A 24,940-nucleotide genomic window follows, 5' to 3' on the forward strand; every position below is an offset into this window, starting at 1 on the left:
TTTTCCAATTGGTTTGCACACTGACGGCATATAACGATTCCCCTTTAGGTCGCACCATGAACGCCTCCGCAACTACCCTACCCTCACCTTGCACCGTACCGGCAGGGGGCAACTTCAGCGTACAGGACCTTCAATTTGATAAAGCACTGATCACGCGCCTGGCCGGCAACGGCCCCCGCTATACCTCCTACCCAACGGCGGACCGGTTCCAGGCGGGCTTCGATGACCAAGCCTACCAGGCCCAGGCAATGGAACGGTTCGATGGCTCGGAGGCACGTCCGCTCTCGCTCTATGTGCACATCCCGTTCTGCAACACCATCTGCTATTACTGCGGCTGCAACAAGATCATCACGAAGAACCGCGCCAAGGCCGAGGTCTACCTCGACTACCTGGAGCGGGAGATCGCCATGCAGGCCGCCTTGTTCAAGGGCCAGGTCAAAGTCGAGCAACTGCACTTGGGGGGCGGGACACCCACCTTTTTATCCGATGCACAACTGACCCGGCTGGTTACCTGCCTCAAGCAGCATTTCGAATTCGTCGACAAGGACGAAGGCGAATACTCGATCGAGATAGACCCAAGGAAAGTGCAGGCAAGCACGGTTGCAAAGCTAGGCGAGCTGGGATTCAACCGCATGAGCCTGGGCGTGCAGGACTTCGACCCGGCGGTGCAAGAGGCGGTGAACCGGATACAGACGGTGGAGGAAACAAAAGTCGTGGTCGACGCCGCACGCCAGTACGGCTTTCGGTCCATCTCGATTGATCTTATCTACGGCCTGCCCAAGCAGACATTGGACGGCTTTGCGACCACCCTGGACACCGTTATCCGCCTGCGCCCAGACCGGCTGTCGATCTACAACTATGCCCACCTCCCCCACCTGTTCAAGACTCAGCGCCAGATCAACGAGGCCGATCTTCCCTCGCCAGAAACCAAGCTCGATATCCTGAGCCTGGCAATCGACAAGCTCACGCAGGCCGGCTATGTCTATATCGGCATGGACCATTTCGCCTTGCCGGATGACGAGCTGGCGGTTGCACAACGGGAGGGAAGCCTGCATCGGAACTTCCAAGGCTACTCAACCCGGGACGACATCGACCTTCTCGCACTGGGGGTGTCGGGCATAGGCAAGATTGGTGCGAGCTATAGCCAGAATGTGCGGACCACCGACGAGTACTATGCCCTGCTCGATGCGGATCGCCTGCCCGTCTTCCGAGGCCTGCAACTGAACCGCGATGACGAGATCCGTCGCAACCTGATCCAGCAACTGACCTGTGAGTTCGCGCTGGACATTCAGGCATTCAGCCAGCGCTGGGACCTGGATTTCTCAAGCTATTTCGCGCGGGAAATCGAGAAACTGGGGCAGTTGGTTCAGGATGGCCTGCTGGTGCTAACGCCGGACCAGCTGCGCGTACTGCCACGTGGCAGGCTGCTGATACGCAACGTCGCCATGATATTCGACCGCTACCTTCAGCAGGGGCAACCCCTGACCCGCTACTCCAAGGTCATCTAAGCCCACCTCACCCCTGGAGGGATTCTGTCAGGCCCACGCCCTGCATGCGGCTCACGTTTGCATGGGCGTGGGCTCATCCGACATAAGCACAAGCTCCCTTGAATGGTACGCGCCGGACCGAAAAGCGGGCGGCACCGGCGCGATACGATGGGGCCGGACAAGGCAAATTCTGACCTATCCACACGCTTGCTTGACGGTGATCAAGCCTTTCCAACAAACGAGGCCACTGAGGGTAAAAACACAATATCTAGTGTTAGTCTTCAAAAAAATCACTAGATGGAGTGTCCATGCATCCCCAACAAGTCATGAAACGTGACGGTTCGATCGCCGTTTTCGACGGTGAGAAGATCGTCCGCGCCATCACTGCCGCAGGCAGGGCAACTGGTGAATTCGAGGCCGCCGAGGCAGCCCTGCTGACCGAGCGCGTGCTGCCTTACCTGGCAGACCAGCCCTGCCCCAGTATTGAACTCATACAAAACCAGGTGGAGGCCGCCCTCGTCGCGGCGGGCTGGTGGAAGACCGCTCGGGCCTACATCGTCTACCGGGAGCAGCACGCACGCCTCCGTAGCCTGCAGCACACCCTGGTCGACGTGGAAAGCGCCATGGAGGAATACCTTCACCTGCGTGACTGGCGCGTCAATGCCAACGCCAACCAGGGCTATAGCCTGGGTGGCCTGATACTCAACGTTGCAGGCAAGGTGACCGCGAATTACTGGTTATCCCATGTGTACAGCGCAGAGGCTGGCAAGGCACACCGCGCCGGAGACCTGCATATTCACGATCTCGACATGCTGAGCGGCTACTGCGCCGGCTGGTCACTGCGTCAGTTGCTCACCGAAGGATTCAACGGCGTACCGGGCAAGGTCGAGGCGACGCCCCCCAAGCATATGTCTGCCGCGATCGGGCAGATTGTCAATTTCCTCGGCACCTTGCAGAACGAATGGGCGGGAGCGCAGGCCTTCTCCTCCTTCGATACCTATATGGCCCCCTTTGTTCGGCGCGACAGCATGAGCTACGCAGAGGTGAAGCAGGCCATGCAGGAATTGATCTACAACCTCAACGTACCCAGCCGCTGGGGGACCCAGACACCCTTCACCAATCTGACCTTTGACTGGACCTGCCCGGACGATCTGAAAACGCAGATTCCCTACATAGGTGGGCAGGAAATGCGGTTCAGCTACGGCGAGCTGCAGCTTGAAATGGATGCCATCAATCGCGCCTATATCGAGGTGATGATGGCGGGGGACGCCAAAGGACGGGCATTTACCTTCCCCATTCCAACCTACAACATCACCCACGACTTTGGCTGGGAGCATCCCAACACCGAGCTGCTGTTTGAGATGACCGCCAAGTACGGCCTGCCCTACTTCCAGAATTTCCTGAATTCGGATCTTGAACCACACATGGTGCGTTCCATGTGTTGCCGCCTGCAGCTGGATCTGCGGGAGCTGCTGAAAAGAGGTAACGGCTTGTTCGGTTCCGCGGAGCAGACAGGGTCGGTCGGGGTGGTGACGGTCAACTGTGCCAGGTTGGGGTACCGCCATGCTGGTGACGAAGCGGCGCTGCTCGCTTCGCTGGATCGACTCCTGGACCTTGGTCGCGATGTGCTGGAGGTCAAGCGCAAGGTGGTTCAGCGCTATATGGACCAGGGCCTGTATCCCTACACCAAGCGCTATCTCGGCAGCCTGCGCAACCACTTCAGCACCTTGGGCGTAAACGGCATCAATGAGATGGTACGCAACTTCAGCCAGGACAAATACGACCTCACCGCTCCCGAAGGGCACGCCCTGGCGGTACGCCTGCTGGATCACGTCCGTACCCGGATGGCGGAATATCAGGAGAGCACAGGACACCTCTACAACCTGGAGGCAACGCCCGCCGAGGGCACCACCTATCGCTTTGCCCGTGAGGACCGAAAGCGCTGGCCGGACATCCTGCAGGCGGGCAGCAAGGAACAACCCTACTACACCAACTCCAGCCAACTGCCGGTCGGTTACACGGACGACCCATTTGAGGCATTGGCCCGCCAGGAAGAACTGCAGGGGAAATACACCGGTGGCACGGTCCTGCACCTCTATATGAATGAGTCGGTCTCCAGTGCCCGCGCCTGCAAGGAGCTGGTCAAGCGTGCGCTGGCCAATTTCCGACTGCCCTACATCACTGTAACGCCGACTTTTTCGATATGCCCCAAACATGGCTATCTGTCGGGCCGACACGAATATTGCCCCAAGTGCGACCAGGCCCTGCTCTCCCAGACAGCCAGCTGCTGCTGACCCATCCCCCAACCACCAAGGACCCATGATGACTGAAACGCCAATTCAAGCCGCACCCGCACTGGACAACGCACTACGCACCCGTTGCGAGATCTGGACCCGTGTCATGGGCTATCACCGCCCTGTGAGCTCCTTCAATACCGGCAAACAGGGGGAGTTCAACGAGCGCCAGTTCTTCACCGAAAACAGTACGCACTGATCAGCCGCCCATGCCCAAGGTGCCACCTGTCGCTATCAGGCAGGTCACCGCCGGGCACGGTACCCCCGCCATCGGCGGCTTGGTACCGTTCTCGAGCGTTGACTGGCCAGGTCAGTTTGCTGCGGTCCTCTTTATTTCCGGGTGCCCATGGCGCTGCAGCTACTGCCACAATCCCCATCTGCAGCATCGGCATACGGTCTATAGCTGGGTGCAGATCGAAAACTTTCTTTCGTCCCGGAAAAACCTGCTCGATGCCGTCGTTTTCTCGGGAGGGGAGCCATTGAGCGAACCCGCACTACCCGCCATGATCGGCATGGCCAGGGCGATGGGGTACCGGATAGGCCTGCACACCGCCGGCATCTATCCCAAGCGGCTTGCCGCGCTGCTGCCGCAGCTGGACTGGATAGGGCTGGATATCAAAACCGATGCAACAGGATACGATGCCCTCACCGGGGTAAGAAACAGCCATACGCCTGCCATGCAAAGCCTTGAGCTGATACTGGACGCAGCCTGTTCCTTTGAATGCCGCACGACCTGGAGCCCATGCTGGCTCAGCGAGCCAGACCTACTAAGGCTTGCCGAGATGCTGGCCAAGCGCGGTGTACAGCGGTATTCAGTCCAGAATTTCCGTGCCGCCCCCGAACAGATGCCAGAGGCACAGCTGAGCGAAGCGGCGCGTCAGCAACTCAGATCCTGGTTCGCGGAATTTGACTATCGCTAGGGTAGCCCCACCACCAAGACAGCGGGTGCTCCTTGCCGGCGAACGCCAATGCGAAAATCGTGCGCGCGGATGCCAGCCCCACCCAGAAGGTCTAGCCATTTTGGCGGATTACCGTCGGTATATTCCGCGCATAGTATTTCTCAACACACTTTGTTGAGGAGTACGACGATGGCCACCAAGCTCGACATCGAGGCCCTGCTGGGATGCCTGCCCCTGTTCCGCAATCTGGATGCATCCCAATTGGCACTGATGGCCAAGGCCAGCCAACAGGTCCGGATCCCGAAGCACGACTATGTCTTCCACCGCGGCGACCCTGCCAATGGGCTCTATGTGGTTGCAGTCGGGGCAATCAAACTCGCCATTCCTTCACCGACGGGCCAGGAAAAGGTCATCGAATTTTTTGCCCCGGGACAGGCCTTCGGGGAAGCGGTCATGTTTCTCGACAAGCCTTATATGGTGCAGGCGCAAGCGCTGGAGGACACGCTGCTGATCTGGATAGACAAGCAGGATATCTACGCAGCGATCGATCACGACCCACTCTTTGCGCGACGCATGTTGGCTGGCCTGTCACTACGCCTGCATGCCCTCGTCCAGGACATTGAAACCATCAACCTGCAGAACGCCTCGCAACGGGTCGTCAGTTACCTGCTGAATACCCCTCGCGAAGGGGGGCGCATGCATCTGCCGTTCAACAAAAATGTCATTGCCTCGAAACTGGGTCTCACGCCGGAGACCCTGTCCCGCCTGCTCAATCAGCTGTCCCTCGCCGGCTTGATCACGGTTGAAGGACGGGATGTCGTGATCCACGACGCGGCAGAGCTTGAGCGCCGGCTATACCCCGGTTAGGCCGTGAGCGTTCGACCTAGACCAGCACGCCGGGGTTAAACAGCCCTTCAGGATCCAGTGCCGCCTTGATCTGTCGCATCAAGGCCCGCTCGATCGGATCGTGCCCCTTGTCGGCGGCCGCAATTCGCAATCGACCGATGCCATGTTCCGCGCTGATATCTCCGCCGTATTTGCCGACCAGGTCGAAAAGCAGCGTGTTGGCAGCCTGCTCCAGGCTCGCGAAACCGGTACTGTCTGGCAGGCTCAAATTGAAGTGGAGGTTGCCGTCGCCCACGTGACCAAACACCACCGGGCGCGCAGCAGGAAACTGCAGCGCAAGCTGCGCTTCCGCCTCCGCAATGAACGCGGGAATGGCGCTGATGGGTAAGGCGAGGTCATGCTTGATCGACGGCCCCTGCCGCGTTTGTGCTGCCGGTATATGTCCACGCAGCGCCCACAGCGCCTTGCTCTGGTTCATATCCTGCGCAATGGCGGCATCCTCCTGGCCAGACTGCAACAGTACGGCCAGGAGCCGCTCCTGCAGCACCGCATCCGGTTCGCCACCGCTGATCCCAATCAACACCGCATAGGGCGGCGTGTCATGGAAAGGCTGGCCGATTGCCGGGAAGTGTGACTTCATGAGACAGAGCGAAGCGTGATTCATCAGCTCAAACGCGGTCAGCACTTCGCCCAGCGCTGTCTTGGCCTGCGAGAACAGCTGCAATGCTTCCGCAGCCGTCTGGACAGCGATCACCGCGGTGGCATGGCCATGTTCAGCCGGGAACAGGCGCAGCGTCGCGGCCGTCACAAAGCCCAAGGTACCCTCCGCCCCGATAAAGAGCTGCTTCAAGTCATAGCCGGCATTGCGCTTGCGTAAGGTATGCAAACCCCTGAATACACTGCCATCAGGCAGCACTGCTTCGATGCCCAGCGTCAGCTCACGCATGTTCCCATAGCGCTGTACCTGCAGACCACCCGCATTGGTACCGATTAAGCCACCGATCCTGGCACTTCCGGACGAGCCCAACCAGAGCGGGAATAGCCTTCCTGCCGCCTCGGCAGCGCTTCTGACGTCATCCAGAATGCAACCGGCCTGGGCGGTAAGCGTATAGCCCATGGGGTCGACACCGAGTACGCGATTGAGTTTGTCGCACCCCAGTATCAAGGTGTTTTCCTGTACCGGTGTCGCACCGCCCACCAGGCTGGTATTCCCAGCCTGGGGAACGATGGCAACACCATGCTGGCGGCAGCGGTACACAATCTGCACAACGTCATCCGTGCAGGCAGGCAACGCCATTCCCAAGGCCTGGCCCTGCAATCGCTTTCTTGCATCCATCAGCCGTGGCGCCAGCTTGTCCGGGTCCGTTATCAGGCTAGCGGCCGGCAGTACCGCTGCGAGATCAGCAAGCAGTGGATGTGGGGACGACAATGACATCTCAAGGTTTCTTTCAGTAAGTGGCGACATGATGGCGTGCAGCATCACTCACCCAGCCAGCCCTGCGCGCGGGTGAATGCCAGGAAACCATCGCGCCCCAAGGTGCTGCCGTAACCCGAACTACCACTTCCCGCAAACGGCAGTTCAAAACGGCTGCTGGGGCGGCAATTGAAACAAATCAATCCTTCGGGGAGCCGATTCGCCAAGCCGACGGCGCGCCCCCAATCCGGGCTCCAGATACTGGCCACCAGGCGCTGCCGGGCCGCAAGCGCCAAGGCCAGCATCGCCTCGTCGTTCCTGCCGACTGTAACAGCCGCCACCGGCCCGAAGAGTTCCTCATCAAATGCGGGCATACCCGGGGCAACATCAGTTAACACCGTCGCCGGAAAGTAGCTGCCCGGGCCTTCTGGCATATAGCCGCCCAAGGCCGCCCTGGCGCCCCGTGCCACACTGGTATCAATCTGGGACTGTAGCTTGCGGCGCAGGTCGGGGCGCGCAATCGGAGCCAGCGTATCGCGGTAGACGAAGCGGTTCATCTCCTCGACCAGCAGTGCGGTGAACTCATCCGCCACCGCGTGATGCACGATAAAGCGTTTTGCCGCCGTACAGGCTTGTCCGGCATTCAGGCAGCGGCTGACTGCCGCCGCTTTTGCTGCGGCGGCGAGATCGGCATCATCCAGCACCAGGAAGGTATTGTTACCACCCAGTTCCAGCACGGCGGGTTTGAGGTGATGGCCGGCCAGCGCACCCAGCTGCCGTCCGGTGGCTTCACTACCCGTACAGACCAGCATGGCAACCGCATCGTGCGCAACCGCCTGGCGGGTACCAAGGTCATCCAGCCAGAGACACTGTACCAAGCCCTCCGGCAACACGCGCCCACATAGCGTTTCAATCAGTGTACTGACCTGGTGCACGTTGTTCGCGGGCTTGATCGCTACGGCATTGCCCGCCATGAGTGCTGCGGCTAGCGGCCGGAATATCTGCCAGACGGGGTAGTTCCAGGGCGTGACCGCCAACACGACACCCAGGGGCTGCCGACGGATATACCCGGTCTCGTTGAGCTCGGGTTCCAACCAGACAGGCGCGCGCTCCGCCAGGAACTGGCACCACTTGGCTGCGCGAAGAATCTCGTCGTCTGCCTCATCAGCCAGCTTGCCAACCTCCCGGCGGGTGGCAACCGACAAGGCCGAGCTCGCCAGGATCAACGCCGAGGCAAGCGCAAGCAGGGCAGCCTTGCGTCCGGCAACCGACACCGCAGCCCACTGGGCGGCCGCCTTCTTGCTCCGCGCCAAGGCGCTGTCCAAGTCGGACGCATTCCAGAATGGCCGGGTGCCGATCAGCGCGCCATCATGCGGACAGCAGGAAACAAAGCCCTCCGCCGGCAATGCGGCGCCCATTATCCGCCACTACAACCGCAGCCGCCCTGGGGGCTACCGCATCCGCCCTGCCGCTTCTCCGGCGCGGCATCTTCGGCGTCCTGAACGGTCACCGCAAAATCAATGACGACCTGCTCAGGGCTTCTTTCTACGTAACGCACCTGTATCTGGTCTCTGTAACGTGCGCCGATCTGCTGCAGCAGCGGTAGAGGATCATGGTCGTTGACGAAGCGCATGGTCTCGCCATCATGAAGCGACTCAAGCGCCCCAAAGATGGCCGCATGACGGAAGCGTTTGGCTACGCCCCGGGCATCGAAAAGAAAGGTCGGGCTGGTATCAGGGGAGTTCATGGCAGGTCGCTTCGATTCAGTTAAAGACCAGACCATGCTAAAGCAGGCCCGGAGAGCATTCCTTGAGCACCGATAAGCTTTTCAGTTGCCCTGGCACAGTTCGAGCCCCTCTGGGTAGGCACCATGCAGCAGATAGGCCAGCAGCTCGCGTACCGGCCGGATGGCGTTGCCGAAAGGCAACCGGCTGGTTCCCCGGAAGAAGAGGCCCTTTTCGACTTCGCCCCGCAGCGCGGCGGCGAGCTTGAGGTCGATGCAGAACTGACCGATGCGGCTCAAACCATCACGCAACCCACACTGGCTGAGGCAATCCATCCTTTGAGTACAACGACGGACATCCGCCTTGGCTGCCGCCTGCAGCCCGGCCTCCCTACGCAGGTATTGTTTTAGCCAGGGGGTGGCCACCGCCCGTGCCGGCAAGCCTGCCACGCTGACAAACTCCACCAGGGCGGCGGGGTCAGCCTGGGCAAGCACCTGTTTGAAAGACAGATGCGCGTCCCCTTCCTCGGCCACCGCAAACGCCGTACCGAGCTGTACGGCATCCGCACCATGGCTCAACCAATGCCGGACCTTCTCATGGCTGTCTATGCCACCGGCCAGGATCAGCTTGGGCGCGTCACCCCCCAGCCCCAGCTCTTGAAAAAGTGCCCTGCTTTCCGCCAATACTCGCTCAAAGTCAAAGCGCCCGTCGTTCAACTCCTCGATACGCGTTGCCCCCAGGTGCCCGCCAGCTAAGCCGGGGTGCTCGATGACAACCGCCGCTGCGCAGCGGCCCTTCTTGAGCCATTTCTTGAGAACGATCGCCATACCTCGTATGTCGGACAGGATGGGGATCAAGGCAACCTGGGGGTGTTCGGCGGTCATCTCCGGGAGGTCCAGCGGCAAACCGGCGCCCATCACGATGGCATCCGCGCCGCTCTCGCAAGCTTGCCGGACCAGGGCGGGATGCTCCCGTACCGCCTTCATGACATTCACGGCAAGCAAGCCCCTACCGCCCGACAGCACTCTGGCCGCCTTGATCTCTCGATCCAGGGCCACCAGATTGGCTGAATCGATTTGTTGCCGATCCCTGCAACGATGCGTCGACGCCAGCAAATCGGGATGGTGATGCCTCAGGTCAACGCTGGCGATCGTACCCACGGCATTCTCGGCGGCTACAGCGCCCGCCAGACGGTGGGCCGAAATACCTACCCCCATGCCGCCCTGCACCACCGGAACAAGTTCCTTGCCAGCAAGCCTCAATGTACTGAACCACATGTGCATCCACCTTCGTTTTGACCAGAGGGCAGACTAAGAGGTCCAGGTGTGATTTACCTTGAGCACGGTCAAGCACACACCAGCAAGAAGGAAATTTATTCTTTTAATTCAATCGCTTGCTTTAATTTTTAGCGCAGGATAAGAACATCTTTCAGCCCAGGGGGGCCGCGATACGGTCCGCGGATTCGGCCTTCTCTCGCAATTCACGCGCGGCGGTACTGACAACCAACCAGACCACCTGGCGTTCTTCCACCTGACAATCCGAGTGATAGCGCTTCTTGGCGCCCAGTTTGTTCAGGACCAGATGCACATCGGGCACCACACCGGCATTGCCCAGGCAGGCACTGACGCAGGCCAGGGCACAGCCATCCAGCGCCAGTATGGGTCGGCCACTTCTCGCCAACTTGACCAAGGCAGGGACTCCACCGCCTACACCGCTGATGCACGACATCTCGGCTTCATTCTGCCGGTCCAGTGCGATGGCAAAGTCATTGGCAAGCTGCGCGACGCTGGAGCAGCCCGAACAGGCGTACACGATAGGGCGATGTTGCGGATTCATCTAGGTCTCCTGGCCTACATCAACTGACCAACCTGCCCGCCTAACCAGGCAGGCCTCTCTGCTGCATCCAGCCAGTTCTTTACGATCAGGCCGAGTTCCGTGTCCCCGGCAATCTGCAGCCGTCGTTGAAAGAACAAGGTGTCTGCATCGGTGGTACCGCGCAGCAGACTCAGGAAGTCGGCGGCGGATGCGCTGATCTCCAGATCTACTCGCGGCGGCAGATGGGGTCGGAATCTTCCCGCCTCACAACTGAAGGCAAATCGCAGCCCCAGGTCATTGACCGTGATGGCGAAGCTGCGGCCATCGAGCTTTGCCGGCGGGGTCAACCACAGGTGCTTGCGCGCCAACTCCAGCCCCAGGGCAGCATGTAGTGACAGAATCGGTCCGGGTATGCGCTGTCCCACACGCGCAAGGCCGGCCGGCAGTCGAGGGAGAGTCAGGTCCATTGCTATCCTTCCATCCAGGTGTTGCCCGTCAAGCCATACCAATAGCCATTGCAACGGTCTATACCCGGCGGCGGCGCCGGCGGCATGATGGCGGCACCATTCCGCAGGTAATCCAGTGCCTGCAGGACATCCTGCGTGCCCGCGGACTGCGGGCTGACCCGGACGACATCAACGCCCATCCTCACGAGCTCCGGGACCTGCTTGATCAGATCCAGGCATTTGGCGGATTGCGTCTGTATACCGTTGATGGTCAGAAAATCGCAGGATTCCTGCGTGCGTAAGGGCAGGCCATCGGGATAATCAATACAGCGGAATCCACATTCATCTTTCTTCAGGTGGAAATACCGCGCGGTGAAGCAGCGGGAAGAAAACGCGAGCGGCATGCGTCCCCACACCATGACCTCGCAGGCGAGGCCAAGGGGCTTTTCCTGAAGCAAAATACCCAGGTCGGCACACCCCATCTCCAACGGTGCTACGAAGCGGGTGGCGCCTTGCTTGGCCAGCCAGGCCAGCGTGGCCGCGTGATAGGCATTCAGATGCGGCCCCGCGACAAAGGGGCGCCCCTGCAGCTGACGGACGATACCCAGCTCGCTCGCTTCGACCATGTAGTCGCGCTGCTCGCCCAAGCGCTTGAGGATGCTAATCTCGGCACCGGACTCCACCAGGGTGGGCGAGGAGAGGATGACGACCTTGCCCGCCTGTGTCAGCTCGGCGGCCAATGCGAGCCAATCCGGCAGGCGCAGCTCATGTCGCCGGCTGCAGACGGTTTCTCCCAGGTAGACGATATCTGCCGGGCTTGCGCTCACTTGCTGGTAGAAGTCCAGCGTCGTCTGCCGTGGCCAGTAATAGAGCAGCGGGCCAACGGCAATCTTGAAGGTGTTCATTTCCATGGTCGGTCAAAGGCTCCCTGGGTGGTCTGTGAACCTTCGGCATGCTTTGCAAGCGTTGACTGCCATTCAGGGCGTACCACGTAGCGGGCCGGCATGGCATGCGCAGCATCGATCGCTGCGCGTAGCGCGGCCACTACCTGGGCGACATAAGCCGGGCTACGCTGGCGTCCCTCCACCTTGATCGCCCTTACCCCCACGGCGGCCAGCCGGGGGAGCAGCGCCAGGGCATTCAGACTGGTGGGTTCCTCCAGGGCGTGATCGAAGTTACCTTCCACTTCGAATCGCCCTTTGCAGAGGGTCGGATAGGCGGCGGACTCCCCCGGACCATAGCGATCAATCAACACCCCACCGAGCCTGGCTTCGAGCCTTCCTTCCATCTCGGTCCATTGCACCGACTTGGCGGGTGAGCACACCCCCCGGTTGTTCGGCGATTCGCCCGTCACATAACTCGACAGCAGGCAGCGCCCCTCCGCCATGACACACAGGCTACCAAAGCCGAATACCTCGATTTCCACGCTGGTCTGTCGGATAAGCTTTTCAATCTCGGCGAGCGTCAGCACCCGCGGCAGAACCACCCGTTGAATGGCAAACTGCTCGCGCATCAGCTCGATTGCGTCTGCATGCGTCGCAGACCCTTGCACGGAAAGATGCAAGCGCAGGTGCGGGTAACGTTCCCTGGCATAAACCAGCAAGCCAGGGTCTGCCAATATCACGGCATCGGCACCCAGATCATGGGCGGTATCGACGGCTGCCCGCCACTCCTGGGTACGGCCGGACTGGGGAAAGGTATTGATGGCAAAGAGCACCTTGCGGCCCATGCCGTGGGCGATGGCCACACCTTTGCGTATATCGTCGTCGCAGAAATTCAGTCCAGCGAAATTGCGCGCATTGGTTGAGTTCTGCAATCCAAGATAGACCGAATCGGCACCCGCCTGCAGGGCGGCCTTGAGTGCGAGCAAGCTTCCCGCAGGTGCGACAAGTTCCATGGGAGAAAGGGCGTTTTTCATGCTCGAAAGTCTAGCGAGTGTCAAACGGGATCACCTTATCCGACATCAAGCGAACGGCAGCCAAGAAACGCACTGGCCTGGCACCCGCCGGTACGCAGAAACGCACCTTGATCCAGATCAAGAAAATTGCGGGTCGCGCTGCAAAACTGCGCGGGCAACAACTAGTGTTTGAAGCACAAGCCGTTGCCACGGAGCAGCATCATGAAGATTTCCAGCTACCCCAAAATGTTCTTTTCCTACCATGCAGGCTGGGATGATCTCAGTGAAGCGACGATTTCGGTAGCGCAGCTGACACTGTTCCTCGTGCTGCCCTTTGCCCTGCTGCCCGCCGCCATGATCGCCTTCGTTGCGGCGGACCACGCCACTTACTACTCAGCCTTGGTTCCCGCAGCCCGCTATCCCGGCATTGCACTCGTCTTTCTGCTTGCCGAGCTGCTGACGGTCCCCATCATGGGGCTCGCCATCAAGGCCATGCTCGGCAACCGGGAGAAACCGCTCCCCTTCCAGCGCGCCTATCTGATGGCCAGTATTGCGCCCATCCCGATGTGGCTCTCCTCGCTGACCCTGGCTGTTCCCCATATGGGGTTCAACCTGCTGTGTGGATTGCTCGGCCTGTGTGCGGCCTTACTGCTGGTGGTCCACGGCATACCCAAGTTATTGCAGGTTGAGGAAGGTATTGAAGCGGAAGACGTCGGCTACGCCATCATTTCCCTGGGTGGGCTGCTGTGGGCGTTGTTGGCAGGCTTGATCCTGGTACCCCTGCTGGGCCTGTAGTACTTATGCCAGGCCAGCAGGGGCAAGCCCTGCGCCCGGCTTTCAACGGGGCTGGGAAGGGGCAAGGCTCGCGGCCTGCACCACAAGAAACCGGTACACCACGCGCAACAGCAGCACACCCAGCCATGCTTGCGAAAGCGCAAAGGTCGCACCGGCCAATCTGGCACATAGCACCGGCTCCACCGGCAGGATAAGCAACAGCGTGAGCGCAAGCAGCACGAGGCCGGTTTGCACGCGTAGCAAGGCGGGTCTGAGCAGCGTCTGCATGGCGGGCACCTTGACCCGTGCGGGCAGGCACTTTCTCAGGCGCAGCCATACCAGGAAAGGCACGATCTTTCCCAGCATGGCGTTCACCGGAAGTACACAGCCCCCCACCAGAACCAGTGCGCCTATCCACCAGGCCACAGGCCAGGCGGTTGGCAGGTAATCCTGCGTCATGCCCAGCACCAGCGCACAGACCCAGGACAGTAGCGCACATACCCACAATGGCCAGGCTGGGTCATGGTGCCGCTTTGCGCGAAGCACTCCGTAGAGCCCGATGATGGCGAACAGCAACAGGCACGCCATCGCCAGCCATCGCCACGGCAAATGGAGGCCCCCGAGTTCAAACGCGCCGAGCACAAGCGGGAGCCACATGACGCCGGGCAGGCTCCCGGCCAGGAAGTCTGGCAATCGCGGTGTCTGCCAGAACATGGGCAGGACCGTCGTGGCAACGCCGACTATCAAGGTGGCAATCCAGCCTCCCAAACCCCAGGCAACGTGCAGGTCCAGTATGGCCGAAATGGGCATGGAGACGCCAAACCCCAGGGCAAGTGCCAGCGCGGCACCCAGACAGATGGTCATCAGCAGCGCCCAGGCGATAACTGCCAGTACCCGGGTGCTTGCATTGACTGGGACGACGCCGGCCCCTGCCTTGGCAATGGCCATCGCTACCGGGCAGAGCCCCGCCAGCACCAGCGTCGCCGCCAAGGCAAAGCCGAATGCCTCCCCTTTGAGGAATCCGCGGCTCAACGAGATGGCGATCGTCAGGCAGCCCAGTGCCAACCAGGGTGCGATGTGGCGGGCTCTTGGAACGACAACACCGCCCAGCACCGGCATCATTTGAAACAAGGCCCCCACCATGACGGGCATCAACATGCCGATGGCGAGCAAATGGACCAGGCTCAACGCCAGCGGCGCAAACCTTGACGGCAAGCCCGCCACCGGCCCGAGAGCGAGCCAGATACCTGCCGCCGCGCCTACCCACGGTGCCGGCATGAGGCAGCCAAAGACCATGCCCGGATTAGGCGCCTGATCGAAAGAAAGATTGGGCGGGGCAGGCATCAGTGCGCTGCCGGTACGGCACCTGCGAGCAGCACGTCCAGGTCAGGAATCCGCATCCGGCACATGGGGTAGAGGACGTACTCCTCCTTTACATTGTGCTGCTGGACCAGAATCAGCAATGTATCCAGCTCCGACAGCAGGTTCTGGGCCTCTTGGGCAAACAGGCTGGCCCGGCAATCTTCAAACAGCTCCCGAATTGCATGGTGCTCTTCCCGCATGACTTCGGTCGGCCCCTGCAGGATGCCAGTCGCCTTCTCGAAAGCGGGGAACAGCTGTCCTTCCTCGAGCTCGAAGTGACCATAGATGGCCTGCTCTGCTTCATAGAAATATTGCTGGGCCTTGGCCCAATCGCCTGACCTCACCCGCTCCTCTATACGGGCCAGCAAGGTATCAAACTCTTTGTGTTCATGAAGCAGGCGGAAAATGGCGTCAGACATGGCAGCAAACCAGGAATAGGGTGCATCCATGTTAGTGAGATGCTTCCTGAGCGGCCTTGACGGCCGATAAGTTATTCCCGTCCGAGGTCGGTACGCCTGCTTGACCCAGATCAATCAATTCCGGGGAAGCGCCGTCACCACAACGCATAAGCGCGATACTTCAATATTCCACCAACCCGAGCCCGTCCATGGCAGTCGTACACCTGACCAGCTCTCGCCTCGTCTCGTCACATTCCGTGCTGGAGGATGTGCAGGCGCTCTTGATAGGCTGCCTGTTTGTCGCCCTCTCCGTACTGCTGCTGAGGCAAGCGCATGTACTCACGGGGGGCACTGCAGGGCTCGCCTTTCTGGGCCACTATGCGAGCGGCTTACCTTTTGGCGTACTCTTCTTTTTAATCAACCTGCCATTTTATGTCTTTGCCTACCTGAGCCTGGGCAGGCGTTTCACCATGAAGACGCTGGCGGCCGTCAGCCTGCTGTCCCTGTTTACGGAATGTCTTCCTTCCTTGATCAACATCCAGCAACTGGACCCGCTATTTGCCGCCTTGCTGGGGGGGCTGCTGGCCGGTACAGGCCTGCTCATGCTGATACGGCACCAGGCAAGCCTGGGCGGGCTCGGCGTAATGGCGATCTATTTGCAGGAAAAGCACGGCCTACGGGCGGGGAAAACGCAATTGGCCTGTGATACCTGCATCATATTCGGCGCCATATCCCTGCTGGACCTACGCCATATGGTGCTATCCGTACTGGGAGCGATTGCCATGAACGCAGTCATTGCCATCAATCAAAAACCCGGCCGTTATGCCGCCTTCTAGGCAGTCCCTGCACACGGTGTAGATGGGGGCGCTGTCGGCATGCCAAGCGGTTGAGGCGGGCCAGCGCCTTGCAGATAAGGCTTTCCGCTGCGGTATACGTCGCCGCGCCGGATGAAATGCAAGGTGTGGCTGGACGAACGCCGCAAGCGGCCTGGAATGCGGCAACAGGCGCGCTAAGGTGCGTCCGTATTCATGCCATGTTCCACGGCATAGACGGCGACCTGGACACGGCTCGTCAGATTCAATTTCTTCAGTATGTTCTGAACATGGATCTTCACGGTGCTCTCGGCGACCTCCAGGCGTCTGGCGATCTCCTTATTGCTCTCCCCCCGCGCCAGGCACTGCACGATTTCGCGCTCCCTGCCGGTCAGCTTGTCCCGCTCCGCCGTTGCCGGGCTGGCCGGCGCGCCTGACGGCTGAGCCCGGAACTGCGCAATCAGCTTTGCGGTCATGCTGTCCGCAATGACCGGCTCACCCTTGGCCGCGCGACGAACAGCGGCCGTAAGGGCTTCCGCCTCGATATTCTTGATCAGGTAGCCCTTCGCCCCATCGCGCAGCGCCTGCCCAAGCTCGTCCGCCTCTTCCGAGACGGTCAGAATCACCACCGCCGCCTCGGGAAGATCCTGAACCAGCAGCTGCAAGGTCTCCAGTCCTGACAAGCCCGGCATGTTGAGATCCAGGAGTATCACGTCGGGACGGTATTCCTTGGCGCGCTTGATGCCCTCCACCCCATCGGCGGCTTCGGCAACAACCTCGATATCCGTCTCCCGCTGCAACAACTGTCGGACACCGGACCGAAACAGGCCATGATCATCAACTAGCAACACACGTATCGTCATTTCACTTTTCCAAATCCACTGGCCGCTGTTCACACTATTTTCGCATTGGCATTCGCCGGCAAGGTGGTAACTCTCCGGGGCCGCGAGCAAAGGCATCGATCCCATGCGTCCCCGGGCGAGCCAACAGGGCCTGCCCCCTCACCAGTCCGGCGCCGATGCCAACGGTGTGAACAGGCTAGGCCGCCTGTCGTTCTGCCCGCTGCAATAGCAGATTCACACGGGTTCCTGCGCCCGGATGTGAATCCAACTTCAACGAAGCATTCAAGCGGCGAGCGCGTTCCTGCATGATATGCATGCCGACATGCTGCTCGCTGCTTTCTGCCATTTCCTGCATTTCAAACCCCTCGCCGTTGTCGCGGATCGTCATCTCGAAATCACGTTTATTGCTGATCTCGATATCCACGCGGCTGGCCCTGGCATGCTTGCGCACATTGGACAGGGCTTCCTGCAGGATGAACAGCACCTGCAACTGCTGCTCAGGGGGTAAGGGGGGGCCGTCTTCCTCCTGGAAGCTCAGCGACACGGCGACGCCGGATTGGCGCTTGAAACGTGCCACGGTATCGTCCACCGCCACATATAGCTCACCCTGATCCAGCTTGCTTCGGAAATTGACCAGCAGCTCACGGACGTCTTGATAACTCTCGTCGATACCCGTGCGCAACAAGGGCGTAATTTCCTTTATCTCGGCCAGGTCAGCACGGTTGACGGCCTGATCCAGCATCTGCACCTGCAGGTTCAGAAAATTCAGGCCCTGGGCGATGCTGTCATGCAGGCCCTGTGCAACCAGATTGCGCTCCTCCGCTACGGCCAATTGGCGTGCTTTGGCACCCAGCCGGCGGTTATCCAGGGCCACGCCGAGATGTTGCCCCAGCGTTTCCAGCAACTGGGCCTCTGCTGCCGGTACTTCGTGAATATTCTGGAAGTGCAGGGAGAAAGAACCGAGGACCTCATCCTGGGTCAGGACACGGAAGACCGCCAAGCCCTTGAAACCATCCTTGGAGCAGTGAAAGGCCTCGGGCTGGGGCAGTTTCCGGAAATCACGGATGACAATCACACCTTGCTTGGTGGCCTCACCACAAAAACAGGCATCCACCTTCATGCAGTGCTCCGCCTCTTCCAGCTCCGAGGACAGACCCTCCGACACGACCAGGTGCAACTTCTCGCCCAGGGGATCGATCACGCGGATGCTGCCGCCGTCGGCGTTGAACTGGCTCATTACGCGCTTGAGAAATCCACGACACAAGGCCTCGATATCGCCGGGCTGGTTCAGAAAGGCCGCCATGTCATACAGCGCCCCCAGTTCCCGATTCTGCTGGGCCAACTGCTGTGTCTTCTGTTCTACCCGTTCTTCCAGCACCCGGTACGAGCTTTCCAGCTCGTCCGCCATCCGGTTGAATCCCTGCGCAAGCACGCCAAACTCGTCCGCGCTCTCGACCGGCAGGCGGACACTCAGGTCACGCTCCGCCATCTGCCGTAATCCGTCTTGCAATCGGAGTACCGGAGAAATGATCCAGATGAACAGCAGATAAATCATGGCGACCGTGCCGATGCACGCGATGACGAGCAAGATGGCCTGGGAGCTGCGCAACATGGTTGTCTTGCCCGCATTGTCTGTTTCGATCATGCGGACAAGTTGATCTGCCTGCTCAACAAACGCAGAGAGTCGCTGCAGATAGCGCTCAGCCCCCTGCCCTGCCAGCGCCGTCTCGGCTGCGGGAAGCAACTGCCCATGCCAGACATTCCGCACCTTTTGCATCTGCAAGCGGATCGCCGGATCGCTGGGCAGGAAGAGGGGGCGGGAAGGCATGCCTCGCCGTAAGCGCTCCAGCGTATCTTCCTGCGCCTGCAGTTCAGCCCGGGCAGCCGTCTGATCCATCCGGTGCTCGATCTGCAGCAGCTCAACCCCTACCCGGTTCGCCCGCATACGCAGGCTGCCCGTGTCGTTGATCGCCGCGCCGGCACCTTCCAGCTGCCAGGACAGCCAGAGCGTCCAGCACACCATGCTGAACACCACGGCAAGCGCAACAAGCGAGCTCACGATGATGCGCGTCGACAACCGGTCGCGAAAGGAGGGGAAGTCCACGGAAGTCGGCATAACTTCCTGATTTGTCGTCATCGACCTACTCCAGGGCAGGTCGGTATAGAATCCCCGCAGCGCCGCTTTTCGGCCGCCTGCCTGTCTTTCTGATCTGCCTGTTTGCCCATGAACTATCTCACCATCAAATACCTGCACGTCACGTGTGCCACACTCAGTATCAGCCTGTTCATTCTACGGGGTAGTCTCGCCCTGTGGGGAAAGCCATGGCGCCACATCCGCGTATTGCGATGGTTACCTCATGCAGTAGACACTACCTTATTGTGCGCCGCCATCATGTTGGCATGGATGAGCGGTCAATACCCCTTTTTCCAGCCCTGGCTAACCGCAAAACTGGTCGTGCTTGTGCTGTATATCCTGCTTGGCAAGCAGGCATTGAAGCCGGAAATGCCACGCGCCAGGCGCGCTGTCTGGTTCGGGCTGGCCTTGTGCAGCGTTGGCTATATCGTTGCCGTTGCGCGCACCCGTAGCATCCTGCCGGGCCTGTAAGCCGGCTCAGGGCCTGGGCGCGGCCTGCCAGAGGCCGGACTTTCCGCCTCGCTTCTCTACCAGATGTAGCGAATGCAGGCACATGCCCTTATCAATCGCCTTGCACATATCGTAGATGGTCAGCAGGGCGATGCTCGCCGCGGTCAACGCTTCCATTTCAACGCCGGTCTGACCCACGCATTCCACGGTGGCACTGACCGCAACGCCGTCGTCGCTTAGCTGGAAATCCACGGCCGTGTGGGTAAGCGCAACCGGATGGCACAGCGGAATCAAGCTGCTGCAACGCTTTGCCGCCATGATGCCGGCAATCCTGGCCACCCCCAGCACATCCCCCTTGCCATGCTGGCCCAACCGTATTTTCGAGAGACATTCGGCGCTGGCGGATAAGAACCCCCTGGCGATTGCGCGCCGCACGGTACCGGGCTTCTGACCGACATCAACCATATGCGCCTGTCCCCGCTCATTAAAGTGCGTCAGATCGCTCACTCAACAACTCCTCAATCCCATGCCAAAGGCCAACCATGATTTGGCGGGAGAAGCCTGGCTTCAAACCCAGCGCGGCAGACTGGCGTCAGCTGCACCCCGCTGAGCCAGGCATTGCACCGGACCAGCCCGATCAGACTACGTGGGACCAATGTGCCAAGGCATGGGCGTCGGAGGCCTTGGCCTCGACCCAGGTTTGCCTGGCGCCATGCGTTTCCTGTTTCCAGAATGGCACCGTTGATTTCAGATGATCCATCATGAAATCCACCGCCCCCAGCGCCTGCTTGCGGTGCGCTGCCGCTGCCAGTACCAGAACAATCCGATCGCCGGGGACCAGCCGGCCAAATCGATGAATCACGGTAAGGGCTACCAGATTGAATCGCAGCGCCGCTTCCTGAGCGATTTTATGGATCGATTTCTCAGTCATTCCCTCATAGTGTTCAAGTTCCATTGAAGTCAGGTCAGCATCATTGAGGCAGTCATTCCTGACGTAACCGGTAAAACTGCCGACAGCCCCCAGGCCGGATGACTGGCTTTCAATCCACCGCATCTCGGTCTCCCGATCAAAGTCCTCGCGCTGTACCGCGATTCGGAACAGCGACACCGTCAGCCCCCCGTCACCGGCGGAAAAATCGCAACCTCCGCGCCAGCCGGAATGGCAGCGTTGCCCTGCACCAACTCTTGATTGATCGACACCCGGAAAATACGGCCGGGTGCGAGCTCCTCCGCCCAGGCTCCCCCTCGCTCCCGCAGGAGACGCAGCAAGCCTTCAATATCCTGGCAATGGCTGGGCAAACTCAGGCTTTCGGCCCCGACACCAAGGCGTTCACGAAGCCTGGCGAAGTAAAGCAATTCAATCTGCATCGATTCTTCTTCCCATAAGACTCACGGCGCCCGATGCAGCAAATGGCATCGGACATGATCTTTCGCTCCGACCCGGGTTTCTTCGGGCACTTCGAACAACAGGTCGGCTTCTGCAAGGTTGAACAAGGTGCCGGCGCCCAGGGACTCCAACGCCTCCACGCAATGCCGTCCGTCGTGCATGACCAGCCGGCCCGAGAGGTAGCGGCGGTGGCGATCACGCTCGGGGAGATCGCGGGCCAAGGGTAGCCAGATGGCGCCGGCGTCAGGACAGCACTGCCCCGAGGCACGCTGGACAAAGGGTTTGACCAGGGTAAGAAACATGACGGCAGCGGCTACCGGATTGCCAGGCAAGGCCAGGAACGGTTTGCCGGTGATATGTCCAAAGGCGAACGGCCTGCCGGGCGCAATCGCTACCCGCCATTGGCTAACGGTACCGAGCAACTGGGCTGCCGTCCGGACATGATCCGAATCGTCGGCCGACAATCCCCCGGTGGAGATCATCATGTCGCACGCCTCGGCCGCAGCCCTCAGCAGCGCCAGGCTCGCGACGCCATCATCCGGCAGGCAGCCCATATCGATGGCCTCCACGTCCAGTGTCCGCAGCAGTGCCAGTATCTGGGGGCGGTTTACGTCAAAGACCTGCCCGGGGCCCAGCCGCTGGCCAGCATCGACAATCTCATTGCCCGACGAGATCACCCCCACCCTGAGCTTCCTGAATACTTCCACCTCGCGTATACCCTGGGATGCAAGCACACCAACGTGCCAGACACCGATCCTGGTGCCGTGTTCAAGCAGCACCGTACCGGCCGACAGCTCGCTCCCGCGTGGCCGCATATGGGCGCCGTAAGGCACCGGGGCATTGAGCCAGAGATGGTCCCCCTGCAAGGTGACCTGCTCATGCGGGACAACACTACGGCATCCCTCGGGCAGCATGGCCCCCATTACCACGCGCAACGCCTCCCCGGCAGCCAATTGCCGGGGAACGGCATCGCCCACGCCCACGCAACCGGCTAGGCGATAAGGCCCTCTAGGCGCATCAGGATCAACGGCTATCGCAAAGCCATCCATCGCACTGGCATCAAACAGGGGAAGGTCGTAGCTGGCCAGCACATAATCCGAACTCGCCCGGCCTACGGCATCCTGCAGGCCAACCCGTTCGCGCTGGGGTGCTGGAAGTGGGTGACGTTCCAGCACGCGCAATACATCATCCTTGCTAAACATCGAGTTCAAGCGCCTGCAGGATGAACCGGGCAATGGAGTTGGGCGTATTCAAATCCAGCAAGGGCAAGGACAGCGGAAAAGCCTGGTCGCTCGCAACGGCGAGTATGCCGGGGGTATGGGGATACAAAGGCGCCACTGCCGTTGACGGCCGATAGACCTCAATGCGTGGAATGGAGAATGACTTGAACCCTTCCACCAAGGTCAGGTCCGCGGGTGCCAGGCGTGCAATCTGCTCTGCCAGCGTAGGCTCGGGCTCGCCACGCAGCTCATGGAGCACCGCAAACCGATAAGGCGAGGCCACCAGCACTTCGGCCGCGCCAGCACGGCGGAACCGCGCGCTATCCTTGGTCGGCGGTTCAAAGTCGAGGTCATGGTGACTATGCTTGATCACGTTGACCTTCAAGCCATGGCTTGCAAAGACGGGCAGCAATGCCTCGATCAAGGTGGTCTTGCCGCTACCTGAGCGCCCAATCAAGCCAAACACTGCCGTCATGTTGAACTCACCAAGGGGCAGACCATGGGCAGGAAAGCATCGGAGCGTTCCGAATAGGCCAGCAAGGCGCCCGCATCCAGGTCAAAGTACCACCCATGCAGGGTCAGACGACCCGATGCAAGATGCTGCTGTACCCAGGGAAAGGTGCGCAGGTTGTTGAGTGACACCAGTATTGCACCCAGCTCACAAGCGCGACGCTGTTCCGCATAGCTTGCATTCGGCATCTGCTGGACCACCTTGAGCCTGGCCTCCTCCGCGATGCCAACCCAGCGCCCGATGAAGTCGGTCTCACCCTCCTTGGGCAGGTATTGATCCACCAAAGCGCGTATACCGCCGCATTGCGAGTGCCCAAGCACGATGATGCGGGCCACCTCCAGCTGATCCACGGCGAACTGGATGGCAGACGATACCCCTTGATGGCTGGTCCTGCGATTGCAGGGCGGCACCAGGTTGGCAACGTTCCGCACGGTGAAGATATCGCCCGGATCGCATCCCAGTAGCAGCGCCGGGTTCACCCGGGAATCCGAGCACCCTATCAGGAGGGTGCTGGGGCGTTGCCCCTGTTGCAGGTCCTTGAACAGGCCAGGGGAGCTCTCAAAATACTGCCGCTGAAAGCGCTGGAACCCACCGATAAAGCGCTCGAGATCGTGCATCTCAACCCCCCGTCTGCGACATGAAGCGGATGATCTTGCTGGGGTTGCTGGTGAACTCATGCCGTTCCGGCTTATGCGCAATAGCCTGCACGATGGCCGCCATCAGCTCGGTATCGGAAGCCCCCGCACGCAGCTGCACGCCCAAGGCTACTTTGTCGTCCTGACCCAAGCACAGGTAAAGCGTGCCATCCACACCCAGGCGTACCCGGTTGCAGGCCGCGCAGAAGTGCCGGGACATGGGGGTAATGACCCCCAGACTCATGCTGCCACCAGGCATTTTCCAGTAGCGCGCCGGGCCCGCCCCATCGTTCTTCAACTCGGGCACCAGCTGGAACTCGCGAGCCAGGCGTGAGCCCAGCGCCGTGAGATTCACCACCCCGGCGCTACGCCCGGTATCGCCGATAGGCATCGCCTCGATCAATCGCAGCACAAAGCCATTTTCGATGGCGAAGGACACCATGCTCTGTACATCGGCTTCGTTGACGCCGGCCTGCACCACCATATTCAGCTTGATGGGATCAAACCCGACCCGGCGTGCCTCCTCCAGCCCGGCAAGGACGTCATTGAGGCAGTCTCGGCCGGTGATGCGTGAGAAGCAGGAGGGATTGAGCGTATCAAGACTGATGTTGAGCCGGCCAACACCCGCCGCCTTCAGGGCAGCGGCCTTTTGCGCGAGTTGCGTACCATTGCTGGAAAGCGAGAGATCCTTCAGACCGGGGAGCTGTGCCACCTGGGTGGCCAGGGTCTCGACACCTCGCCGCAACAGGGGCTCCCCCCCCGTCAGGCGGACCTTCCTGACCCCCAGCTTGACGAACAGGCCGATCAGACGGCTCATCTCGGCATGGTTCAACCAGTTCTCGGGCTCTTCAAACCCCTTGAACCCTTTGGGCAGGCAGTAGGTACAACGCAGGTCACAACGATCCGTCACGGACACGCGCAGGTAGTCGATGCGACGCTGAAACGGGTCAATCAGAACGGGATCGTATGGAACGGCGATCATGGCGGCAGCCCTAGTATGTCTCACACCCATTCTGCGGAAAGACAGGGGGCCAAACCATTCTCATATCGGACTAGATACTTCGGATAAGCCGCAGTTGGTGCGCGATGCCGGGCCTCCATAGCCGCGCTGGCCAGCCCCTTCAGGCGTAGTTCGCGCTGCCGTACAGACCCAGCAGGTATGCGGCTTAGGCCTTCAGCGCGAGCAAGTCGCCGCTCCGGTCAAATACCAGGAAATTCTGCATTCTTCCCTGCTTGATCGACTCGATCATGCGGTCCAGGTGGGGCGCGGCGTCGGCGCCGCTCGGCATCTGCCCTCCCCGGCCCCCAAGGCTCGCCACAATGACCAGTTGCCAGGCGTTCGTCATTTGCAGCGACTCCTCACGCAGCGCTGCAAAGCTGCTCAGCTCCGAGGGTGCCTTGTCCACACACATGACAGGAACAATCGCCCCACCGCTGCCTGCGGCATAAGCACTACGTTGGGTGGCATTGGCGCCATCCGGCAGTTGTGTCTCGGCAAAGACAAACAGCAGCCGCTGCGGCTCCGGTTCAGCTTTGGCTGCAGCAAGAAGGTCGGCAAAGGAAGTGATCAACATGGTGCCTCCACAGGCGCAC

Annotated in this window: 28 protein-coding genes; 8 read left to right on the plus strand and 20 right to left on the minus strand. The window is 60.6% G+C overall.

Features of this window, described 5'->3' with window-relative positions; translation table 11 throughout:
- Positions 1–56: 56 nt before the first annotated feature.
- The 5 genes from hemN to ACYVHK_RS13245 all read left to right on the plus strand — a co-directional run bounded on the left by hemN (position 57) and on the right by ACYVHK_RS13245 (position 5,547).
- A complete protein-coding gene (gene hemN / locus ACYVHK_RS13225) occupies positions 57–1,508 on the plus strand; it encodes an oxygen-independent coproporphyrinogen III oxidase (protein WP_460532634.1) in 1,452 nt (483 codons plus the stop codon).
- 287 nt (positions 1,509–1,795) lie between these two features.
- On the plus strand, positions 1,796–3,781 hold the full coding sequence (locus ACYVHK_RS13230) for an anaerobic ribonucleoside-triphosphate reductase (RefSeq protein ID WP_460532637.1): 1,986 nt from the start codon (positions 1,796–1,798) through the stop codon (positions 3,779–3,781).
- Between the two features lie 28 nt (positions 3,782–3,809).
- Complete coding sequence (gene nrdD, locus ACYVHK_RS13235) at positions 3,810–3,980, plus strand: anaerobic ribonucleoside-triphosphate reductase (RefSeq protein ID WP_460532640.1); 171 nt, start codon at positions 3,810–3,812, stop codon at positions 3,978–3,980.
- A 10-nt stretch (positions 3,981–3,990) separates the two neighbouring features.
- Positions 3,991–4,701 carry an anaerobic ribonucleoside-triphosphate reductase activating protein gene (locus ACYVHK_RS13240; protein ID WP_460532643.1) on the plus strand — a complete coding sequence of 237 codons (711 nt, stop codon included), beginning with the start codon at positions 3,991–3,993 and terminating at the stop codon, positions 4,699–4,701.
- Positions 4,702–4,869: 168 nt separating this feature from the next.
- Positions 4,870–5,547: a Crp/Fnr family transcriptional regulator gene (locus tag ACYVHK_RS13245; RefSeq protein ID WP_460532646.1), complete on the plus strand. Its 678-nt coding sequence runs from the start codon at positions 4,870–4,872 to the stop codon at positions 5,545–5,547.
- Between the two features lie 16 nt (positions 5,548–5,563).
- Here the strand turns inward: ACYVHK_RS13245 and ACYVHK_RS13250 are convergent, their stop codons facing one another.
- The 8 genes from ACYVHK_RS13250 to ubiU all read right to left on the minus strand — a co-directional run bounded on the left by ACYVHK_RS13250 (position 5,564) and on the right by ubiU (position 12,843).
- Positions 5,564–6,961 (minus strand): FAD-binding oxidoreductase, encoded by a 1,398-nt coding sequence (locus ACYVHK_RS13250; RefSeq protein ID WP_460532649.1) that lies wholly within the window; start codon positions 6,959–6,961, stop codon positions 5,564–5,566.
- 44 nt (positions 6,962–7,005) lie between these two features.
- A complete protein-coding gene (locus ACYVHK_RS13255) occupies positions 7,006–8,358 on the minus strand; it encodes an aldehyde dehydrogenase family protein (protein WP_460532652.1) in 1,353 nt (450 codons plus the stop codon).
- On the minus strand, positions 8,358–8,687 hold the full coding sequence (locus ACYVHK_RS13260; protein WP_460532655.1) for a DUF2249 domain-containing protein: 330 nt from the start codon (positions 8,685–8,687) through the stop codon (positions 8,358–8,360). Before ACYVHK_RS13260 ends, ACYVHK_RS13255 begins: the two co-directional genes overlap by 1 nt.
- 81 nt (positions 8,688–8,768) lie before the next feature.
- Positions 8,769–9,947 carry an NAD(P)H-dependent flavin oxidoreductase gene (locus ACYVHK_RS13265; RefSeq protein ID WP_460532658.1) on the minus strand — a complete coding sequence of 393 codons (1,179 nt, stop codon included), beginning with the start codon at positions 9,945–9,947 and terminating at the stop codon, positions 8,769–8,771.
- 145 nt (positions 9,948–10,092) lie between these two features.
- On the minus strand, positions 10,093–10,500 hold the full coding sequence (locus ACYVHK_RS13270) for a putative zinc-binding protein (protein ID WP_460532661.1): 408 nt from the start codon (positions 10,498–10,500) through the stop codon (positions 10,093–10,095).
- Positions 10,501–10,514: 14 nt separating this feature from the next.
- Positions 10,515–10,946 (minus strand): SCP2 sterol-binding domain-containing protein, encoded by a 432-nt coding sequence (gene ubiT, locus ACYVHK_RS13275; RefSeq protein WP_460532664.1) that lies wholly within the window; start codon positions 10,944–10,946, stop codon positions 10,515–10,517.
- Between the two features lie 2 nt (positions 10,947–10,948).
- Positions 10,949–11,836: a U32 family peptidase gene (locus ACYVHK_RS13280; protein WP_460532667.1), complete on the minus strand. Its 888-nt coding sequence runs from the start codon at positions 11,834–11,836 to the stop codon at positions 10,949–10,951.
- Positions 11,827–12,843, minus strand: coding sequence for a ubiquinone anaerobic biosynthesis protein UbiU (ubiU, locus tag ACYVHK_RS13285; protein WP_460532670.1), 1,017 nt, complete (start codon positions 12,841–12,843; stop codon positions 11,827–11,829). The genes ACYVHK_RS13280 and ubiU overlap by 10 nt, the downstream gene beginning before the upstream one ends.
- Before the next feature lie 201 nt (positions 12,844–13,044).
- Between ubiU and ACYVHK_RS13290 the strand changes: the two genes are divergently transcribed.
- Positions 13,045–13,617 carry a hypothetical protein gene (locus ACYVHK_RS13290; protein WP_460532673.1) on the plus strand — a complete coding sequence of 191 codons (573 nt, stop codon included), beginning with the start codon at positions 13,045–13,047 and terminating at the stop codon, positions 13,615–13,617.
- 42 nt (positions 13,618–13,659) lie between these two features.
- Here ACYVHK_RS13290 and ACYVHK_RS13295 read toward each other — a convergent pair whose 3' ends face one another.
- On the minus strand, positions 13,660–14,940 hold the full coding sequence (locus tag ACYVHK_RS13295) for a hypothetical protein (protein ID WP_460532676.1): 1,281 nt from the start codon (positions 14,938–14,940) through the stop codon (positions 13,660–13,662).
- Positions 14,940–15,377, minus strand: a complete 438-nt coding sequence (locus ACYVHK_RS13300; RefSeq protein WP_460532679.1) for a hemerythrin domain-containing protein — start codon at positions 15,375–15,377, stop codon at positions 14,940–14,942. Before ACYVHK_RS13300 ends, ACYVHK_RS13295 begins: the two co-directional genes overlap by 1 nt.
- Positions 15,378–15,565: 188 nt before the next feature.
- On the opposite strand from ACYVHK_RS13300, the gene ACYVHK_RS13305 reads away from it, so the two are divergent.
- A complete protein-coding gene (locus tag ACYVHK_RS13305; protein ID WP_460532682.1) occupies positions 15,566–16,192 on the plus strand; it encodes a YitT family protein in 627 nt (208 codons plus the stop codon).
- Between the two features lie 173 nt (positions 16,193–16,365).
- On the opposite strand, the gene ACYVHK_RS13310 is transcribed toward ACYVHK_RS13305, so the two are convergent.
- Positions 16,366–17,031: a transcriptional regulator gene (locus tag ACYVHK_RS13310; RefSeq protein WP_460532685.1), complete on the minus strand. Its 666-nt coding sequence runs from the start codon at positions 17,029–17,031 to the stop codon at positions 16,366–16,368.
- A gap of 175 nt (positions 17,032–17,206) precedes the next feature.
- A complete protein-coding gene (locus tag ACYVHK_RS13315; protein ID WP_460532688.1) occupies positions 17,207–19,147 on the minus strand; it encodes a type IV pili methyl-accepting chemotaxis transducer N-terminal domain-containing protein in 1,941 nt (646 codons plus the stop codon).
- A gap of 87 nt (positions 19,148–19,234) precedes the next feature.
- Here ACYVHK_RS13315 and ACYVHK_RS13320 point away from each other — a divergent pair, with 87 nt between their 5' ends.
- Positions 19,235–19,615: a SirB2 family protein gene (locus ACYVHK_RS13320; RefSeq protein WP_460532691.1), complete on the plus strand. Its 381-nt coding sequence runs from the start codon at positions 19,235–19,237 to the stop codon at positions 19,613–19,615.
- A gap of 6 nt (positions 19,616–19,621) precedes the next feature.
- Here ACYVHK_RS13320 and moaC read toward each other — a convergent pair whose 3' ends face one another.
- The 8 genes from moaC to ACYVHK_RS13360 form a co-directional block, all read right to left on the minus strand.
- Positions 19,622–20,101 carry a cyclic pyranopterin monophosphate synthase gene (gene moaC / locus ACYVHK_RS13325; RefSeq protein WP_460532694.1) on the minus strand — a complete coding sequence of 160 codons (480 nt, stop codon included), beginning with the start codon at positions 20,099–20,101 and terminating at the stop codon, positions 19,622–19,624.
- Positions 20,102–20,231: 130 nt separating this feature from the next.
- Positions 20,232–20,702 (minus strand): molybdenum cofactor biosynthesis protein MoaE, encoded by a 471-nt coding sequence (locus ACYVHK_RS13330; protein WP_460532697.1) that lies wholly within the window; start codon positions 20,700–20,702, stop codon positions 20,232–20,234.
- A gap of 2 nt (positions 20,703–20,704) precedes the next feature.
- Positions 20,705–20,962 carry a MoaD/ThiS family protein gene (moaD, locus tag ACYVHK_RS13335; RefSeq protein WP_460532700.1) on the minus strand — a complete coding sequence of 86 codons (258 nt, stop codon included), beginning with the start codon at positions 20,960–20,962 and terminating at the stop codon, positions 20,705–20,707.
- A 21-nt stretch (positions 20,963–20,983) separates the two neighbouring features.
- The gene (locus ACYVHK_RS13340; RefSeq protein WP_460532703.1) at positions 20,984–22,183 is read right to left on the minus strand and encodes a molybdopterin molybdotransferase MoeA; all 1,200 of its coding nucleotides are present in this window, start codon (positions 22,181–22,183) and stop codon (positions 20,984–20,986) included.
- On the minus strand, positions 22,176–22,676 hold the full coding sequence (gene mobB / locus ACYVHK_RS13345; RefSeq protein ID WP_460532706.1) for a molybdopterin-guanine dinucleotide biosynthesis protein B: 501 nt from the start codon (positions 22,674–22,676) through the stop codon (positions 22,176–22,178). The genes ACYVHK_RS13340 and mobB overlap by 8 nt, the downstream gene beginning before the upstream one ends.
- On the minus strand, positions 22,673–23,329 hold the full coding sequence (locus tag ACYVHK_RS13350) for a carbonic anhydrase (protein WP_460532709.1): 657 nt from the start codon (positions 23,327–23,329) through the stop codon (positions 22,673–22,675). Before ACYVHK_RS13350 ends, mobB begins: the two co-directional genes overlap by 4 nt.
- 1 nt (position 23,330) lies before the next feature.
- On the minus strand, positions 23,331–24,329 hold the full coding sequence (gene moaA, locus ACYVHK_RS13355; RefSeq protein ID WP_460532712.1) for a GTP 3',8-cyclase MoaA: 999 nt from the start codon (positions 24,327–24,329) through the stop codon (positions 23,331–23,333).
- Positions 24,330–24,513: 184 nt separating this feature from the next.
- A complete protein-coding gene (locus ACYVHK_RS13360; RefSeq protein WP_460532715.1) occupies positions 24,514–24,921 on the minus strand; it encodes a ribonucleotide reductase subunit alpha in 408 nt (135 codons plus the stop codon).
- Between the last annotated feature and the right edge of the window lie 19 nt (positions 24,922–24,940).

Source organism: Chitinimonas naiadis, from assembly GCF_054780835.1.